This window comes from Stenotrophomonas bentonitica (genome assembly GCF_002887735.1).
In the GTDB taxonomy this organism is placed as follows: domain Bacteria; phylum Pseudomonadota; class Gammaproteobacteria; order Xanthomonadales; family Xanthomonadaceae; genus Stenotrophomonas; species Stenotrophomonas bentonitica_A.
On sequence record NZ_PKQP01000005.1, the window covers coordinates 1 to 17,924 of the forward strand.

The following is a 17,924-nucleotide window of genomic DNA, read 5'->3' on the forward strand; positions in this document are numbered from 1 at the left end:
TTTTGCAGGTATCTGTTTCTCGGAAGAGACCTCTGCTGAGCCGGCGCAACGCGCTGCTCCAACCGTCTCCCTGGTGAAATTAGCGCTGTGGCACCACCCGATCCCATCCCGAACTCGGAAGTGAAACGCAGCTGCGCCGATGGTAGTGTGGCCTAAGCCATGCGAGAGTAGGTCATCGCCAGGGTTTACACCCAAAACCCCGCTGCTCACGCAGCGGGGTTTTTTTTGTCCTTCTCCCAACGGATGGGAGCGCCTCATTTCACGTGCCACAGCAGATGAGCACGGTCATGCAGCCAGTGCGGCGGGTCTCGCTGAGCAGTAGTGCGGCGGGTCTCGCTGGGCAGTTCTGCGTTTTGGGAATGGTGGCGTCTCCGCTCGCATCTTCCGCGAGCGTAAGGCCCCCGTAGCGACCGGCAGGCCCCTCGGCAAATGTCCCCCGGCCGCCGCCTGACGACGACGCCCTCCTCCTTGATTTTGCCCAGGCGCCTACCGGCCGCTACGAGGCTTCGCGTGCTGTGTGCGGACTGACCAGATCAATCCCGGCACTCGCTGTCGCGCTGCTGCTGGGCGGCGCCAGTGGTCTCCACACGTGGGTCGCGATGCCCTTGTGGGCGAAATCAAGGAGGAGGGGGCGGCCACAGGCCGACCCCGGGGGACATTCGCCGGCAAGGGTATCGCGTCCCAACGCCCGACCAACCCAGCCGCCGCCGCAAAAAAAACGGCGCCCCGAAAGGCGCCGTTTTCATGAAACAGAGATCACATCAGCTAGAACGACCGCTCAGCGCGCAGACTCCGCGGCCGGCGCCTCAGCGCCCTTGCCCTTCATCATCGCATCGCGTGCCGCCTTGAACGGATTGCCTTCGTACCAGTTCGGCCAACGATCGCCGCCGGCCAGTTCCTTGCCAACCCCGTACAGCAGCTGCAGGTCCTCGACCGTGCCGTCCAGCTTCCAGGTGGCCGGATCGAACTCATCCTTGGGGCCGTGGTAACGGTGGCTGCCGTAGTCTTCGGCCGCCTTGCGGCCAGCCTCGACACCGCCCTCGCGCAGATCCTCACCACCGTCGGCATACAGCGCCGGCACACCGGCCTTGGCGAAGTTGAAGTGATCCGAACGGAAGTAGAAGCCGCTCTGCACCGCGGTCTCGCCGCGCAGGGTGCGCCCCTGATTGGCCGCCAGCGGCTTGAGAATGTCCTCCAGCTCGGAACTGCCGAAACCGGTCACGGTCATGTCCTTGGCGCGGCCGGCCACCGACATCGCATCGATGTTGATCACGCCGGCGATCTTGTCCAGCGGGAAGGTCGGGTGGCTGACGTAGTACTTCGAGCCCAGCAGGCCGGACTCTTCCAGCGTCACCGCCAGGAACACCACCGAACGCTCCGGTGCCGGCTGCTGGTGGACCATCGCGTCAGCGACTTCCAGGATGCCGGCCACGCCGGTCGCGTTGTCGACGGCACCGTTGTAGATGTTGTCGCCCTGCTCACCCTCGTGCTTGCCCAGGTGATCCCAGTGCGCCATGTACAGCACGGCCTCGTCGGCGCGCTTGCTGCCGGGCAGGACGCCGACCACGTTGCGCGACTTCTTCTCGGCGATGGTGCTCTTCAGGTCGAAGGAGACCTTGGCCTTCAGCGGGACCGGCTTGAAGCCGCGCTTGCTGGCATCCTTGTAGGCCTTGTCCAGGTCCAGGCCGGCCTCGGCGAACAGCTGACGCGCGGCCTCGGCGCTCAACCAGCCCTGTGCGGGCAGGCGCGCTTCCGGATCATCCTTGGCCGGCAGGTCGTACTGCGGGCCGGCCCACGAGTTCTTGACCACATCCCAGCCGTACGACGCACCGGCGGTGTCGTGCACGATCAGTGCGGCGGCGGCACCCTTGCGCGCGGCCTCTTCGAATTTGTACGTCCAGCGCCCGTAGTAGGTCATGCGCTTGCCGTCGAACAGCTTCTCGTCGTTGACGTGGAAGCCGGGGTCGTTGACGAACATCACGACCGTCTTGCCCTTCCAGTCCTGGCCGGCATAGTCGTTCCACTTCTGCTCCGGTGCGTCCACGCCGTAGCCGACGAAGACCAGATCGCTGTCCTGGACCTTCACCTCCGGCTGGCCGCTGCGGGTGCCGATCACCATGTCGGTGCCGAACGTCAGCTCGCGGGTTTTGCCCGCCTGGTCCAGCTTGAGCACGGTCGATTCGTCGGCGGTGGTCTCGGTCATCGCCACGTCCTGGAACCAGCTGTCGCCGTTGCCCGGCTGCAGGCCGATGCGCTGCATCTGGTCGCGGATGTAATTGACGGTCAATTCTTCGCCCTTGCTGCCCGGCGAACGGCCTTCGAACTCATCCGAGGCCAGGGTCTTGACCAGCTCGGCGAAGTCGTCGGCGTTGATCTCGGGCGAGAACGCGTGGCCCGGTGCGGTGGGCGCCGCGTCGGTGGCGGGCGCTGCGGTGGGCGCGGTGGATTCGCCCTTGCACGCGGTCAACGCAGCGGCAGCGGCAAGGCACAACAGAAGTTTGCGGGGCATCATCGGTTCCTGGAACGGGAAAGGCGGGTGCGCGCGGCACCAGCAGCCACAATATCAATCCTGCGGTGCGGTGTCGGTATCGAAGGGAACAGCCACCGCGCCACTGACCGGTCCGACGCGGGCCGTGCGGTGCACGTACAGGGTGACCTCGCGCTCGAACTGCAGCGGTCCGTTGACCGACGCGTTCGGGCCGATGATCACGCGCGGCTTGCGGCCGGGCGTCAGCGACAGGTTGAAGTTCGGTTTCTTGACCTCGATCCCGCCCTCCACCTGCGAGCCCACGCCAACGGTGATGTCTCCGTTGACGGTCTCGATGCCGCGCGCCACGCGCGTTTCGACCAGGCCGATGCTGCCGTTGACGGTTTCAAGGCTGCCGTCGATCTGGGTGCCACGGTCCAGGAAGATGCCGCCGTTGACGGTGTCCACGCCGCCGCTGGCAATCACTTCGCGTCCGACCCGCACGCTGCCATTAACCGTGGATATACCCCCGGTGCGCGCGCGATCAGCCACGCGGATGCCGCCGTTGACGGTTTCGATACGACCCGTCACAGCGCCTTCGGCGACCTTGATGCCGCCGTTGACGGTCTCCAGATTGCCGTAGGTCTGACCGGCTTCGGCGGAGATGCTGCCGTTGACCTTGCTGATGTTGTCGCTTGCCAAGGCCGGCGCACAGGGCAGCGTCAGGGCCAGCAGCAGCGGGAGCAGGGAGCGTTTCATGGGAACCTCGATGGTGGAGCGCGGCTGGCAGGCCGCCTGCAGGAATGTCACCATGCATCGTTGCAATCCGCATCTGCCTGAAGTCACTGGAAAGCCCTTGCGCCACAACGCCTTTTCCTCACGCCGGGATAACAATCCGACCGATGGACGCGGTCGCACGCAGTGGCTGAGCCCGGCGTTGCGTGCCCTCGCGCTGGCAGTGGCCGTGCTCGGCGCCAGCCCGCTGGCCGCGCAGTCGTCCAAGGAGGCCGAGCGCAAGCTGCAGAAGCTGCGCAGCGAGCTCAAGGGCGTGGCCCAGGAACGGCGGACGCTGGAAGGCCAGCGTGGGCAGGCATCACGCCAGCTGCGCGAAGCCGATGAGAAGGTGGCCCGCACCGGGCGCGTACTGGCCCAGACCGAAACCGCGCTGCAGCGCGAAACCCGCGCCATGAACGAACTGCAGGCCAAGCGCGATGCGCTGCAGGCCGGGCTGGAACAGCAGCGCACGGAGCTGGCCTCGCTGCTGCGCGCGGCCTATCGCATCGGCAACAACGCACCGCTGAAGCTGCTGCTGTCGCAGGACCGTGTTGCCGATGCGAACCGCAGCCTGGCCTACCACCGCTACCTGCAGCGCGAGCGCGCGCAGCGGATCCAGTCGCTGACGGCCGACCTCACCGAACTGCAGCGCGTGGAGACGGAGATCGTCGAACGGCGCAAGGCGCTGGAAGGCACCCGCCAACAGCAGAAACAGCAGGTGGCCACGTTGGCCGATGACCGCCGCGAGCGGGCGGCCACGGTTGCCACGCTGGATGAGCGCTACAAGGACCGCAGCGAGCGTGAGAAGGCGCTGGGCCAGGACGCCAAGGCACTGGAAACGCTGCTCGCGAATCTGCGTGCCGCCGCTGCACGTGCCGAGGCGGAACGTCGCGCTGCCGCGCGCCGGGCCGCTGCGGAAAAAGCCGCTGCGGAGAAGGCTGATCGCGCTGCTGCCGCCAGTGGCACGCGGCCGCCGCCGCGGGCGACCAAGACGCCCCCTGCGGTCGCTTCCGCACCGGCCCCGAAGGTGGGCGGCCTGGGCTGGCCGTTGTCCGGCAATCTGCTCGCCCGCTATGGCGGCAAGCTGCCCGATGGCCGCACCAGCAGCGGCGTGCTGATCGGTGCGCCAGCGGGCAGCACGATCACCGCCGTCGCCGATGGCACCGTGGTGTTCTCCGACTGGATGACCGGCTACGGCATGATCCTGATCGTCGACCACGGCAACGGCTACATGAGCCTGTACGCCCACAACGACACCCTGCTGCGCGATGCCGGCGCCACGGTGAAGAAGGGTGAGGCCGTGGCCAAGGTCGGCAACTCGGGTGGGCAGGGCGTGACCGCGCTGTACTTCGAGCTGCGCCGCAATGGCCAGCCGGTCGACCCCGGCAGCTGGCTGCAGCGGCGATAAACCGCGCACAACAGCAGCGCACCGCCAGGGGCGGGGTTCAACGGGAATTTATCGTCGCTTCGCGCATAATCGGGCGACGCACCCCGGTGCGTGGCTCAACCGTCCCCCGCTCATCCTGGAGTGCTTCATGCGCGTAGCCCGTTCCGCCACCTTGCTGCTGGCCCTGTTGCCCGCGGTGTCCTGGGCGCAGCAGACCGCCGAAGCGCCGGCACGCGGGGCCGATGCGGCCACCACGGAAGAAGCGGTGACCTCACGGGTTCCGTTGGAAGAGATCCGCCGCTATGTGGCCGTGTACAACGCGGTGCGCGCCGCCTACGTCGACCCGGTCGATGACAAGAAGCTCATGCAGTCCGCCATCCGTGGCCTGCTGCTGGATCTGGATCCGCACAGCACCTATTTCGACAAGGAAGACGCCGAAGCCTTCGATGAGCAGGCCAACGGCGCCTACGACGGCATCGGCGTGGAGCTGCAGCAGCAGCCCGACAACAGCAGCCTGAAAGTGATCTCGCCGATCGACGATACCCCGGCCGCACGCGCGGGCATCCTTGCTGGCGACCTGATCATCGCCATCGACGGCAAGCCGATCAGTGCGATCGAGGCTACCGAGCCGCTGCGCGGCGTGGCCGGCACCAAGGTCGTGCTGACCCTGGTGCGCGAAGGCAAGCCCAAGCCGTTCGATGTCAGCGTCACCCGCGAGACCATCCGCGTGACCAGCGTGCGCAGCCGGATGCTTGAACCCGGTTACGGCTACATCCGCCTGAGCACCTTCCAGGCCGACACCGGTGCCGATTTCCAGAAGCACGTTGCCCAGCTGCAGCAGCAGGCTGGTGGCAAGCTCAAGGGGCTGGTGCTGGACCTGCGCAGCAACCCGGGTGGCCTGCTGACCGCCGCGGTGCAGGTAGCCGACGACCTGCTCGAGAAGGGCAACATCGTCAGTACCCGTGGCCGCATCTCGATCAGCGATGCCCGTTTCGATGCAACGCCGGGCGATCTGCTCAAGGGCGCGCCGGTCGTGGTGCTGGCCGACGCCGGCTCGGCCAGTGCCTCCGAGGTGCTGGCCGGCGCCCTGCGCGACAACGGCCGCGCGCGCGTGGTCGGCAGCCGCACCTTCGGCAAGGGCTCGGTGCAGACCGTACTGCCGCTGGACAACGGGGACTCGGTGAAACTCACCACCGCGCGGTATTTCACGCCGAGCGGCAAGTCGATCCAGGCCACCGGCATCATTCCCGATGTGCTGCTGCAGCCGGAAAAGCGTGCTGGCGATGACGACCTGCCGGCCAGCCTGACCGACTACAGCGAAGCCACGCTGCCCGGGCACCTGCGCGGTGACGAAGAAGGCACCGAAGGCTACAAGGCCGGTGACGTGCTGCCGGGCGATGGCCCGATCAACGATGCCCTGGCCGAGTTGAAGCAACCGGGTTCGGTGCTGGCCAGGCAGAAGGCGGAGGCGGCGAAGAAGCCGGCGGCAAAGCCGGCAGGGGCAGCGGTGGCAAAGCCTGCCGATGCAACGGTCAAGCCGGCAGAAACGAAACCTGCAGAGACCAAGCCGGCAGAGACCAAGCCGGCCGAACAGCCTGCGGCTGCACCGGCTACGCCTGCACCGGCCAAGCCGGAAGCCCCGGCCTCGACGGCACCGATCAAGCCCTGATCGGTAGTGCCGGCCGCTGGCCGGCTCTGCATGAAGCCCACCAGGTAGTGCCGGCCGCTGGCCGGCTCTGCTCGAATCCAACCCTGCGTGGAGCCGGCCAGCGGCCGGCACTACCCGTTGGCCGATCTGTCGGCCGACCCGCTTCCGGTCATGCCCTCAAAACCCATGCCGCTTGCGCAGCCGCCGCGCGATCGCTGCACGCACATACACGCCATAGCCGAGCCCGAACACAAAGCCGGCGATGTGCGCCCACCAGGCGACCATGCCGAAGGTCGGGCCGATGTAGGCGAAGACCACCTGCAGCGCCGCCCAGACACCGATCAGCAGATAGGCCGGCGCACGCACGAATTCCAGGAACAGGCCCAGCGGAATCACCACGCCCAGCCGCGCGCCCGGGAACAGCGCCAGATAGGCGCCGATCAGGGCCGACACCGCGCCGCTGGCCCCGATGATGATCTGGTCCGGGCTGCCCATGGTGTAGATCGCGGTCAGATTCGAAATCGCCCCGCCGACCAGGAACAGCAGCATCAGCCGCCATGGGCCCAGCACGCGCTCGGCCGGCAGCCCGAAGATCAGCAGGAACACCAGGTTGCCCAGCAGGTGCGACCAGTCCGCATGCAGGAACAGCGCGGTGAACAGCCGCAGCACGCTGCCGTCCTGCAGGGTCGCCCACCAGTCCAGCGGGTGGGTCAGGCCGGTGGAAAGCGCGCCCCAGTCCATCCACAGGCTGCGCCGGGCGTCGTCCGGCCGGGAGATCGACCACAGGAACGCGACCCACAGCGCCGCGAACAGCACGGGGGTGGCCCAGCGGTAGGCGGCTTTCTTGCGGGAGGGGGTCGACACGAACATGCGGGCACTAGCCTAGCGCGGAGGCTGACCTGACGGGGATATGTCGTGTTCAGCATGAATAGCCACAAGGGCGACGCACGTTATTGTTTCATTAACCGCTCTCGGTATACTCGCATACGGCGTCGTATGTCGGGAGGGGAATCCGGCGCGTTGTCCTGACCCATCAAGGGGAGGGGCGGCGCAGGCGCGCGTTGCCAACATCACCGCTTTCCGGAGAGAACCAACAATGCATACCGCTTCCACTCTTGCCCGCGTCACCGCCCTGGCCGTCGGCATTGCCGGTGTCCTGGCCGTGGGCCACGTCCACGCTGCCGCCTTCCAGCTGAAGGAAAACAGCGCCAAGGGCCTCGGCCGCGCCTTCGCCGGTTCCGGCAGCGCCGCCGGCGACGCCTCGATCATGGCCGTCAACCCGGCCGGCATGCGCCAGCTCGAAGGCATGCAGGTCCAGGGCGACCTGAGCGCCATCAGCTTCTCGGCCAAGTTCAAGGGCACCGGCCGCAAGCCGACCGGCCAGCCGCAGACCGGCGGTGACGGCGGCGACGCCGGCATGATCGCCCCGGTTCCGGCCGCCTACTTCCATATGCCGATCGGCGAAAAGGCCCACTTCGGCGTCTCGCTGACCGCCCCGTTCGGCTTCAAGACCGATTACGACAATGGCTGGGTCGGCCGTTACAGCGGCCTGAAGACCGACATGAAGGCCATCGACCTGGGCTTCGCGGCTTCGTATGACGTCAACCCGTACGTGTCCTTCGGTGCGTCCGTGTTCGTCGAGCACCTGACCATCGAGCTGAGCAACCAGATCGACTTCGGCACCGCGCTGGCGCAGTCGCGCGTGCCGGGCTTCGCCCCGGGCAGCGCCGACGGCAAGTTGACCGTGGAAGGTGACAACAATGCCGTGGGCTGGACCGTCGGTGGCTTGTTCAGCCCCGATGAGAACACCCACATCGGCATCAGCTACCGTTCCACGGTCGAGCACAAGATCACCGGCGGTGATGCCACCTTCGATGTGCCGCAGAACGCTGCTGCCGTGCTGGCCGTCGCCCAGCCGGGCCGCTTCGTGAGCACCTCGGGCAAGGCCACGCTGACCCTGCCGGCCTCGGCCACCCTGAGCGTCACCCACAACGTCAACGACCGCTGGACCGTGATGGGTGATGTCACCCGCACTGCCTGGTCGACCGCGTTCGACCAGGTCACCATCGACTTCGCGTCGGCGCAGCCTGATTCGGTGCTGGAGTTCGGCTACCGCGATACGACCTTCGTCTCGCTGGGTACCGATTACAAGCTGAGCGACACGGTGACCCTGCGTGGCGGTATCGCGCTGGACCAGACCCCGACCACCAACGCTCACCGCGACGTGCGCGTGCCCGATACCAGCCGCAAGTGGCTGTCGCTGGGCGTGGGCTGGACCCCGTCGGCGAACACCGAATACAACTTCGGTTACACCCACCTGTTCACCAAGGATCCGGACGTGATCATCGGTGGCACCACCAACAACCAGGGCAACTCGCTCAACGGCAAGTACAAGGTCCGTGGCGACGTGCTGGCCGCGTCGTTCAACTACAAGTTCTGATCGACGCAGCACTGAACGGTTGAACGCAGCAGCAGAAAACCCCGCGAAAGCGGGGTTTTTTGTTGGTCGCGTTGAGGCGCTTGCGGATCGGCTGCCGCAGCACGGTGGGATCCGCGATCACGACGTACAATCCCCGCCCGGACTGCGCCCCTGCCGTCCCGTGCCTACTGACAAGGATCTGTATATGTCGTCTCTGCTGCTGCGCTCCACGCTTGCTCTTGGCCTGGCTGGTCTCTCGCTGCCCGCTATCGCCGCGCCGGAGTTCGCCGCCTGTTTTACCTTGACCCCGGGCCTGTCGTGGTCCAGCAGCGATGAAACGCTGACCATCGAGAAGGCCACGTTCGCCGGGCAGGAGGCGATCAAGGTGAGCAGCGCCGGTGGTGGGGTTGGCACGGCCAGCTATTACGACGCCAGCGGGCGCCAGCTTCTCGGCCAGGAGCGCCTGGGCATTTCCGCCTGGGGTGGCGACGCGTCCAGGCCGGTGATGACCGACATCTTCAAGCCTGCGCCGACGTTCCCGCAGAGCGCCAAGCCAGGCGATCGGTTCGAGGTCAACGGCAAGGGCGAGCGCACAAACCATGTCGACGAGACGGTCGAGCCGATCGACTACGACGGCTTCTCCGATTACACCTTCGTCGGCGTCGAAGATCTGGAGACGGAAGTCGGCGACCAGCCGCGGACCTTCAAGGATACCTGCCATGTCACGGCGACCTTCGAAGACAACCGTATCGAGGCGTGGTACGCCGCCGGCTTCGGCCGCATCAAGTTCGAGCGCTACATGGGCAGCGAACTGCTGATGCGCGATGAGATCGAGTCCATCGAGCAGTAGTGCCGGCCGCTGGCCGGCAATCTGTGCCAGCTTCCAGGCCACAAAAAACCCCGCTTTCGCGGGGTTTTTCGTTCCACACGGGACGCCGGGAATCAGTCGCCCAGGGTCAGCAGCGAGGCATTGCCGCCGGCCGCCGTGGTGTTGACGGTGACGGTCTTTTCGGTGGCGAAGCGCAGCAGGTAGTGCGGACCGCCGGCTTTCGGGCCGGTGCCCGACAGGCCCTGGCCGCCGAACGGCTGCACGCCGACCACCGCGCCGATCTGGTTGCGGTTGACGTACACGTTGCCCACGTTGATGCGCGAGGAAATGCGGTCCACGGTTTCATCGATGCGCGAATGCACGCCCAGGGTGAGGCCGTAGCCGGTGGCGTTGATCTGGTCGATCACCGCATCGAGCTGGTCGCCCTTCCAGCGGATCACGTGCAGCACCGGTCCGAAGATTTCCCTGTGCAGCTGATCCAGGTTCTTCAGCTCGTAAGCACGCGGTGCGAAGAAGGTGCCGTGTGCCGCTTCGTCGCTCAGCGAGGCGGCGGCGATCAGGCGCGCTTCCTTCTCCATGCGCACGGCATGGTCCTTGAGGATCTGCAGGGCATCGGCATCGATCACCGGGCCGACGTCCGTGGAGAGCAGGCCCGGGTCACCGACCTTCAGCTCGGCCATCGCGCCGGACAGCATGGTCATCACCTTGTCGGCAATGTCGTCCTGCACGAACAGCACGCGCGCGGCCGAGCAGCGCTGGCCGGCCGAGGTGAAGGCCGACCCGATCGCGTCCTTGACCAGCTGTTCCGGCAGCGCCGAGGAGTCGGCGATGAAGGCGTTCTGGCCGCCGGTTTCGGCGATCAGCACACCGATCGCGGCGTCGCGCGCGGCCATCGCACGGTTGATCGCACGGGCGGTATCGGTCGAGCCGGTGAAGGCCACGCCGGCCACGCGCGGGTCGGCGGTCAGGGCAGCGCCGACGGTCGCACCGTCGCCCGGCAGGAACTGCACAACGCCTTCGGGCACGCCGGCGTCGAGCAGCAGCTTCACCGCGTAGTAGCCGATCAGGTTGGTCTGTTCGGCCGGCTTGGCGATCACGCTGTTGCCGGCGGCGAGCGCGGCGCTGACCTGGCCCAGGAAAATCGCCAGCGGGAAGTTCCACGGGCTGATGCAGACGAACACACCGCGGCCATGCAGCTGCAGTTCGTTGGATTCACCGGTCGGGCTCGGCAGCTTTTCGGCATGGCCGAACTGCTCGCGTGCCTGCTTGGCGTAATAGCGCAGGAAGTCGACCGCTTCGCGCACTTCGGCAATACCGTCGGGCAGGCTCTTGCCAGCTTCCTTGACGCACAGTGCCATGAACTCCGGCAGGCGCGCTTCGAGCTGGTCCGCCGCGTGTTCCAGGATCGCGGCGCGGCTGGCGGCCGGGGTGCGGTTCCAGGCCGGCTGCGCGGCCACGGCGTTGGCCAGGGCCTTCTCCACGGTGGCACTGTCGGCCGGCTGCCACTGGCCGACGACCTGGCGGGTGTCGGCCGGGTTGGTCACGTTCAACAGCGCAGCGCTCGGGTTGGCACCGGGCACCAGCGGCGCGGCATGCCACCCGCTCTTACCCGGCGCGGGCACGGCCGCGTTGAGCTGCTCGGCCAGGGCGCGCAGATCGTTGTCGTTGGCGAGATTGACGCCCATGGAGTTCTTCCTGTCATGGTTCTGGCTGCGCAGCAGATCGACCGGCAGCGGGATTTTCGGATGCGGGATGGACGCGAACGAGGAGACCACCTCGACCGGATCGCGGATCAGGTCGTCGATGGCCACGTTCTCGTCGGTGATGCGGTTGACGAAGCTGGAGTTGGCGCCGTTCTCGAGCAGGCGACGCACCAGGTACGGCAGCAGGTCTTCATGCGAACCCACCGGCGCATACACGCGGCACGGCACGTTCAGGCGATCGGCCGGCACCACTTCGGCATACAGGTCATCGCCCATGCCGTGCAGTTTCTGGTGCTCGTACTGGCCGCCCTTGGCGATCGCCCGCACCGCGGCGATGGTGTGCGCGTTGTGCGTGGCGAACATCGGGTAGATCGCATCGCTGTGCGTGAACAGACGCTTGGCGCAGGCCAGGTAGGACACGTCGGTGTTCTGCTTGCGGGTGAACACCGGGTACGCCGGCAGGCCCTCGATCTGTGCACGCTTGATTTCCGCATCCCAGTACGCGCCCTTGACCAGGCGCACCTGCAGGCGACGACCGATGCGGCGGGCCAGATCGGCCAGGTAGTCGATCGTGTACGGCGTGCGCTTCTGGTACGACTGCACGACCACGCCGAAGCCTTCCCAGCCGGCGAGCGAGGCATCGCTGACCACCGTCTCGATGATGTCCAGCGACAGCTCCAGGCGGTCGGTCTCTTCGGCATCGACGGTGCAGCCGATGCCGTAGGACTTGGCCAGCTGAGCCAGTTCCAGTACGCCCGGCACCAGGTCGGCCATCACGCGTGCGCGCTTGGCATGCTCGTAGCGCGGGTACAGCGCGGAGAGCTTGATCGAGATGCCCGGTGCCGAATTGACATCGCCGTCCGGGCGGCCGCCGCGGGCCTTGTGGTCACCGCCGATCGAGTGGATCGCGCGACGGTAATCCTCCAGGTAACGCTTGGCGTCCTTCATGGTCAGCGCGCCTTCGCCGAGCATGTCGAACGAATAGCGGTAGCTGGCGTTGTCGCCCTTGTGCGAGCGCGACAGCGCTTCGTCGATGGTGCGGCCCATGACGAACTGGTGGCCCATGATCTTCATCGCCTGGCGCACTGCCAGGCGGATCACCGGCTCACCCACGCGACCGATCAGGCGCTTGAACGCGCCCGGCACATCGGCGCGGGTGGCATCGTTGATCTGGACCAGGCGGCCGGTCAGCATCAGGCCCCAGGTGGAGGCGTTGACCAGCACCGAGTCGCTGCCGCCCATGTGCTTCTTCCAGTCCGCGTCGCCGAGCTTGTCGCGGATCAGCTTGTCGGCCGTCTCCTGGTCCGGAATGCGCAGCAACGCTTCGGCCACGCACATCAGCAGCACGCCTTCCTCGCTGCCCAGATCGTACTGGCGCATGAAGGCTTCGATCGCGCCCTGGTCCTGGGCACGCACGCGCACCCGCTTGACCAGGTCGGCGGCGGTGGCCTGCACCCTGGCCTGTTCGGCGGCGGGCAGGCGCGCCTGCTCCAGCAGCTCGCGCACATGGGTGGCCTCGTCCTTCAACCAGGCATCGGTGATCGCCTGGCGGAACGCGTTGGGAACGGCTGGCAGCTCAGGAGAGAGCAGCGGCGGGCGGGCGGCGCCGGACGATGCCGGGGCAGGGGGAAGGACAGAGGATGCAGTCATGCCGGTCGGCTCGTGGAGAACTTGACCATTTTAATCGTTTTTTGGGGGAGTCAAGTGCTTTCCGTGGCTGCGCCCATGCGGCGCATAGCCTTTCATACAGGGGGATTCGGCGGATTCGACCCGGCTGGTATTTATTGTGCCGATTTCGTCAAAACGGCCGCCGCAGACGATGCTGTGTTGCAACATTCCTGAAACTGTGAATGGACCCTTGCTACTCGCTGGAGAGCGGGGCTACCATCGAGACGTTTCCCGCGGCAGGAAAAACGCGGTTGCGACATGATCGAGGTGCTCATCGCTCCGGACGGATCAGGGACGCAACTGCGGCTGCGTCCCCCACGGGCGCTCGATGCCCGGCAGTTCGTCCTGTTGTTTGCAGTGTTGGCGGGGGTGATGTGGCTGGCGGCCGGCCTGGGCTGGTTCACCGGCAACGTATTCGCCCCCGTGTTTGCTCTGCTGTACAGCGTGTTGCTGGCAGTGGCGCTGCGCACGGTTTGGCGCAGTGGAGAACGGCAGGAAGAGATCCGGGTAGTGCCGGCGTGCGTGGAAGTGATTCCCGCACCCGGGCATTCGCCGGTGTTCAGCGCCCACCCGCACTGGGTGAGGCTGATCGCCGACGAACGCAGAGTCCGGCTGGCATCCAGCGGTAGGCAGGTGGACGTGGGGAGCTTCCTCGCACCGGCCGAACGCCAGGTACTGGCTCAGAAACTAGAAGGCTTGCTCGCGGCCACTGACGGCCGCAACCGACGACGCTAAGGGTCTAGGCAATGAAGCAATGCAGAAAGTGGGGCAGGACGTTCGGGAAGTCAGTGTTGAGCGGGGCCGCGCTGCTGGCGCCGGCCATGGCGTGGGCCCAGGCGGCCGACCCCAAACCGTGGCAATTGAACATGGGCAAGGGGGTGACCCAGAGCTCGCGGTTGGCGTGGGAGTCCAACCTGTTTTCGCTGTGGGTCTGTACCGTGATCGGGGTGCTGGTATTCGGCGCGCTGTTCTACGCGATCTTCAAGTTCCGCAAATCCAAGGGCGCGGTCGCCGCCACCTTCAGCCATAACACCAAGGCCGAGGTCATCTGGACCGTGATCCCGGTGATCATCCTGGTGGTGATGGCCTGGCCGGCCACGGCCAATCTGATCAAGTTCTACGACACCCGCGATTCGGAAATGACCGTCAAGGTCACCGGATATCAGTGGATGTGGAAGTACGAATACCTCGGCGAGAACGTCAGCTTCACCAGCCGCCTGGACCGTGAGTCCGACCGTGTCCGCCAGAGTGGCGTGGTGCCGACCCGCGACAGCCATCCGCATTACCTGCTGGATGTCGACAACCGCCTGGTACTGCCGGTCGATACCAAGGTGCGCTTCGTAATCACCTCCGACGACGTCATCCATGCATGGTGGGTGCCGGCGCTGGGCTGGAAGCAGGATGCGATTCCCGGCTTCATCAACGAGGCCTGGACCAACATCGAGCAGCCCGGCGTGTACCGCGGTCAGTGCGCCGAACTGTGTGGCAAGGATCACGGCTTCATGCCGATCGTGGTCGAGGCGGTCTCCAAGGAGGATTACCAGAAATGGCTCGCCTCCAAGAAGCCTGCGCCGGCCCCTGCACCGGAGGCTGCCCCGGCACCGGCACCGGCGCCGGCCGTCCCGGCCGAGACCACTCCGTCACCGGCCAGCGAGCCGGCCGCGGCAGCAACAGACAGCAACGCCTGAAATCGAGCCGCGTCCGCCAGCCGGCGGATGCGGGTACCACCGGATACAGTGAGGTGTAGTTGCGATGGCGCATTCCGCAGTTGACCACGACGGGCATCACGGGCATCAGCAGGGGTTCTTCGAGCGTTGGTTCTTCTCGACCAACCACAAGGACATCGGCACGCTCTACCTGCTTTTCAGCTTCATCATGTTCATCATCGGTGCGGCGATGAGCGTGATCATCCGCGCTGAGCTGGCGCAACCGGGCCTGCAGTTCGTCAAGCCCGAGTTCTTCAACCAGATGACCACCGTGCATGCGCTGGTGATGATCTTCGGTGGCGTGATGCCGGCCTTCGTCGGCCTGGCCAACTGGATGATCCCGCTGCAGATCGGCGCGCCGGACATGGCGCTGCCGCGCATGAACAACTGGTCGTTCTGGCTGCTGCCGGTGGCCTTCAGCCTGCTGCTGCTGACCCTGTTCCTGCCCGGCGGCGCACCGGCCGGTGGCTGGACGTTGTATCCGCCGCTGTCGCTGCAGGGCGGCTACAACGTCGCCTTCAGCGTGTTCGCCATCCACGTGGCCGGCATCAGCTCGATCATGGGCGCGATCAACATCATCGCCACCGTGCTCAACATGCGCGCCCCCGGCATCGATCTGCTGAAGATGCCGATCTTCTGCTGGGCCTGGCTGATCACCGCGTTCCTGCTGATCGCGGTGATGCCGGTGCTCGCCGGCGCGGTGACGATGCTGCTCACCGACAAGTTCTTCGGCACCAGCTTCTTCAACGCCGCCGGTGGCGGTGACCCGGTGATGTACCAGCACATCTTCTGGTTCTTCGGGCACCCGGAGGTCTACATCATGATCCTGCCGGCGTTCGGCGTGGTCAGCGAGATCATCCCCACCTTCAGCCGAAAGCCGCTGTTCGGTTACCAGGCCATGGTCTACGCGATCGCCGCGATCGCCTTCCTGTCCTTCATCGTCTGGGCCCACCACATGTTCACCGTGGGCATGCCGCTGGGCGGCGAAATCTACTTCATGTTCGCCACGATGCTCATCTCCATCCCGACCGGGGTGAAGGTGTTCAACTGGGTCAGCACGATGTGGCGTGGCTCGCTCACTTTCGAAGCGCCAATGCTGTGGGCGGTGGCCTTCGTCATCCTGTTCACCATCGGTGGCTTCTCCGGCCTGATGCTGGCGATCGTGGTGGCCGACTTCCAGTACCACGACACCTATTTCGTGGTCGCGCACTTCCACTACGTGCTGGTCACCGGCGCGGTGTTCGGGTTGATCGCCGCGGTGTACTACTGGTGGCCCAAGTGGACCGGGCGCATGTACAGCGAAACCTGGGCCAAGGTGCACTTCTGGTGGTCGATCGTGTTCGTGAACCTGCTGTTCTTCCCGCAGCACTTCCTCGGCCTGGCCGGCATGCCGCGGCGTATTCCGGATTACAGCGTGGCCTTCGCCGACTGGAACCTGATCAGTTCGATCGGTGCGTTCGGCATGTTCGTCACGCCCTTCATGATGGCCGCGATCCTGTGGCACTCCCTGCGCCACGGCGCGAAGGCCGCCGATCGCTGCTGGGAAGGCGCACGTGGCCTGGAGTGGACGATCCCGTCGCCCGCACCGGCGCATACGTTCACCACGCCGCCGACCATCCGTCCGGGTGATCTGGCGCATGACGACATCACCCATTGAGGCCGCTCATGACCAGTACGCTCCGCACCCCCGATGAGCAGGCCCTGCAACGCCGCCGCGCGCACCGCACCGCGTGGGCGGTCGGGATCGTCGCGCTGATGGTCTATGCCGGCTTCATCCTCAGCGGGGTGATCGGGCGATGAGCGATCCGCGCCCGGCTCCGCCCGCACGGCATGCGGGCCTGCCCCGCCTGATCGGGGTAGCCCTGGCGGTGTTCGTGCTGACCTTCTCGCTGGTGCCGCTGTACCGCATCGCCTGCGAGAAGGTGTTCGGCGTGCGCCTGGAACGTGGCCCGGGCGCGGCGGCGGGTACGGCGGCCGCCACCGGCAAGCGCACGGTGCGGGTGGAGTTCGATGGCGGTGTGAATTCCAAGCTGCCGTGGGCGTTCCATCCCGAACAGCTGACGATGGACGTGGTGCCCGGCGAGCTCAACGAAGCGCTGTATTACGCGCGCAATGACAGCGATCGCGCGCTGGTCGGCAGCGCGGTGCCGTCGGTGGCCCCGGCCAAGGCGTCGGGCTACTTCAGCAAGACCGAGTGTTTCTGCTTCACCGCGCAGACCCTACAGGCCGGTGAGAAACGCGACATGCCGGTGCGCTTCATCGTCGATCCCGACCTGCCGGCCAACATCACCACGATCACCCTGTCCTACACCTTCTACAAGAACGACGCTTTGTCCGCGCAGTTGGCCCCGGCCAGCCTGCCGACCGGCGCGCGTGCAGCTCCCTGATCCGGACCGGACCCAAGACCATGGCCCAGCAAAGCCCCGATGCGAACGTGTACTTCGTGCCCACGCACAGCAAATGGCCGTTCATCGGTTCCATCGCGATGATGGTGACGATGGTCGGCGTGGCCAGCTGGCTCAATGATTCCAGCTGGGGCAAGTGGACCTTCTACGCGGGCATCGCGATGCTGGTGCTGACCCTGTTCTGGTGGTTCAGCGACGTGGTGCGCGAATCGCAGGCCGGCAGCTACAACCGCCAGGTCGACGGCTCGTTCCGGATGGGGATGGTGTGGTTCATCTTCTCGGAGGTGATGTTCTTCGGCGCATTTTTCGGCGCGCTGTTCTATACCCGCAACCTGGGCCTGCCGTGGCTGGGCGGCGCAGGCGATGGGGTGATGACCAATGAGTTGCTGTGGGATGGCTACTCGGCGGCGTGGCCGACCAACGGCCCCGGGGCCATCGGCGGGCATTTCCAGACCATTCCGGCCTGGGGCCTGCCGCTGATCAACACGCTGATCCTGCTGACCTCCGGTGTCACCCTGACCATCGCGCACCACGCGCTCAAGGCTGGGCATCGGCGCCAGCTGCTGGTCTGGCTGGGCATCACCGTGCTGCTCGGCCTGGGCTTCCTCACCCTGCAGGCGGAGGAGTACATCCACGCCTACAAGGAACTCAATCTCACGTTGGGCTCGGGCATCTACGGCTCGACGTTCTTCATGCTCACCGGCTTCCACGGCGTGCACGTGCTGCTCGGCACGATCATGTTGGCGGTGATGTGGCTGCGTTCCTCGAAGGGGCATTTCACCCGCGACAACCATTTCGGTTTCGAAGCCGCCGCGTGGTACTGGCACTTCGTCGACGTGGTGTGGCTGATGCTGTTCCTGTTCGTCTACGTGCTGTAGCGTCGGTGCGACGTCCTGCCGCATCGACGCCGGTGCGGCT

14 protein-coding genes and 1 rRNA gene are annotated in these 17,924 nt (G+C 66.2%); 11 read left to right on the forward strand and 4 right to left on the reverse strand.

The annotated features are described in order from the left end of the window. Positions 1-69: 69 nt before the first annotated feature. A 5S ribosomal RNA gene (gene rrf, locus C0R07_RS10885) occupies positions 70-184 on the forward strand. A gap of 594 nt (positions 185-778) precedes the next feature. Here the strand turns inward: rrf and C0R07_RS10890 are convergent. Together C0R07_RS10890 and C0R07_RS10895 are read right to left on the reverse strand one after the other, a co-directional pair. After that, on the reverse strand, positions 779-2,509 hold the full coding sequence (locus tag C0R07_RS10890) for a M28 family metallopeptidase (protein ID WP_102788900.1): 1,731 nt from the start codon (positions 2,507-2,509) through the stop codon (positions 779-781). Positions 2,510-2,563: 54 nt separating this feature from the next. Then, a complete protein-coding gene (locus tag C0R07_RS10895) occupies positions 2,564-3,226 on the reverse strand; it encodes a hypothetical protein (RefSeq protein ID WP_046272917.1) in 663 nt (220 codons plus the stop codon). A gap of 97 nt (positions 3,227-3,323) precedes the next feature. Between C0R07_RS10895 and C0R07_RS10900 the strand changes: the two genes are divergently transcribed. Both C0R07_RS10900 and C0R07_RS10905 read left to right on the forward strand, forming a co-directional pair. Then, a complete protein-coding gene (locus C0R07_RS10900; protein WP_428991903.1) occupies positions 3,324-4,649 on the forward strand; it encodes a murein hydrolase activator EnvC family protein in 1,326 nt (441 codons plus the stop codon). Positions 4,650-4,776: 127 nt separating this feature from the next. Continuing rightward, positions 4,777-6,297 carry a S41 family peptidase gene (locus C0R07_RS10905; RefSeq protein ID WP_102788902.1) on the forward strand — a complete coding sequence of 507 codons (1,521 nt, stop codon included), beginning with the start codon at positions 4,777-4,779 and terminating at the stop codon, positions 6,295-6,297. A gap of 156 nt (positions 6,298-6,453) precedes the next feature. Here the strand turns inward: C0R07_RS10905 and C0R07_RS10910 are convergent, their stop codons facing one another. Then, a complete protein-coding gene (locus C0R07_RS10910) occupies positions 6,454-7,146 on the reverse strand; it encodes a rhomboid family intramembrane serine protease (RefSeq protein WP_070471546.1) in 693 nt (230 codons plus the stop codon). Between the two features lie 226 nt (positions 7,147-7,372). Here C0R07_RS10910 and C0R07_RS10915 point away from each other — a divergent pair, with 226 nt between their 5' ends. Together C0R07_RS10915 and C0R07_RS10920 are read left to right on the forward strand one after the other, a co-directional pair. After that, the gene (locus tag C0R07_RS10915) at positions 7,373-8,716 is read left to right on the forward strand and encodes an outer membrane protein transport protein (protein WP_102788903.1); all 1,344 of its coding nucleotides are present in this window, start codon (positions 7,373-7,375) and stop codon (positions 8,714-8,716) included. Between the two features lie 184 nt (positions 8,717-8,900). Then, positions 8,901-9,545 (forward strand): hypothetical protein, encoded by a 645-nt coding sequence (locus C0R07_RS10920; protein WP_102788904.1) that lies wholly within the window; start codon positions 8,901-8,903, stop codon positions 9,543-9,545. Between the two features lie 92 nt (positions 9,546-9,637). On the opposite strand, the gene putA is transcribed toward C0R07_RS10920, so the two are convergent. Beyond that, entirely contained in the window at positions 9,638-12,877 is a 3,240-nt protein-coding gene (putA, locus tag C0R07_RS10925; RefSeq protein WP_070471545.1) for a bifunctional proline dehydrogenase/L-glutamate gamma-semialdehyde dehydrogenase PutA, read from the reverse strand. A 276-nt stretch (positions 12,878-13,153) separates the two neighbouring features. On the opposite strand from putA, the gene C0R07_RS10930 reads away from it, so the two are divergent. The 6 genes from C0R07_RS10930 to C0R07_RS10950 all read left to right on the forward strand — a co-directional run bounded on the left by C0R07_RS10930 (position 13,154) and on the right by C0R07_RS10950 (position 17,884). Continuing rightward, complete coding sequence (locus C0R07_RS10930; RefSeq protein ID WP_019185999.1) at positions 13,154-13,630, forward strand: DUF2244 domain-containing protein; 477 nt, start codon at positions 13,154-13,156, stop codon at positions 13,628-13,630. Positions 13,631-13,641: 11 nt separating this feature from the next. After that, positions 13,642-14,583 (forward strand): cytochrome c oxidase subunit II, encoded by a 942-nt coding sequence (coxB, locus tag C0R07_RS10935; RefSeq protein ID WP_102788905.1) that lies wholly within the window; start codon positions 13,642-13,644, stop codon positions 14,581-14,583. Positions 14,584-14,647: 64 nt separating this feature from the next. Beyond that, positions 14,648-16,258 carry a cytochrome c oxidase subunit I gene (gene ctaD, locus C0R07_RS10940; protein ID WP_019185997.1) on the forward strand — a complete coding sequence of 537 codons (1,611 nt, stop codon included), beginning with the start codon at positions 14,648-14,650 and terminating at the stop codon, positions 16,256-16,258. Between the two features lie 8 nt (positions 16,259-16,266). Next, positions 16,267-16,401: a hypothetical protein gene (locus tag C0R07_RS20225; RefSeq protein ID WP_261798216.1), complete on the forward strand. Its 135-nt coding sequence runs from the start codon at positions 16,267-16,269 to the stop codon at positions 16,399-16,401. Next, the gene (locus tag C0R07_RS10945; RefSeq protein WP_019185995.1) at positions 16,398-16,988 is read left to right on the forward strand and encodes a cytochrome c oxidase assembly protein; all 591 of its coding nucleotides are present in this window, start codon (positions 16,398-16,400) and stop codon (positions 16,986-16,988) included. Before C0R07_RS20225 ends, C0R07_RS10945 begins: the two co-directional genes overlap by 4 nt. A gap of 20 nt (positions 16,989-17,008) precedes the next feature. Next, positions 17,009-17,884: a cytochrome c oxidase subunit 3 gene (locus C0R07_RS10950; protein ID WP_019185994.1), complete on the forward strand. Its 876-nt coding sequence runs from the start codon at positions 17,009-17,011 to the stop codon at positions 17,882-17,884. Positions 17,885-17,924: the final 40 nt, after the last annotated feature.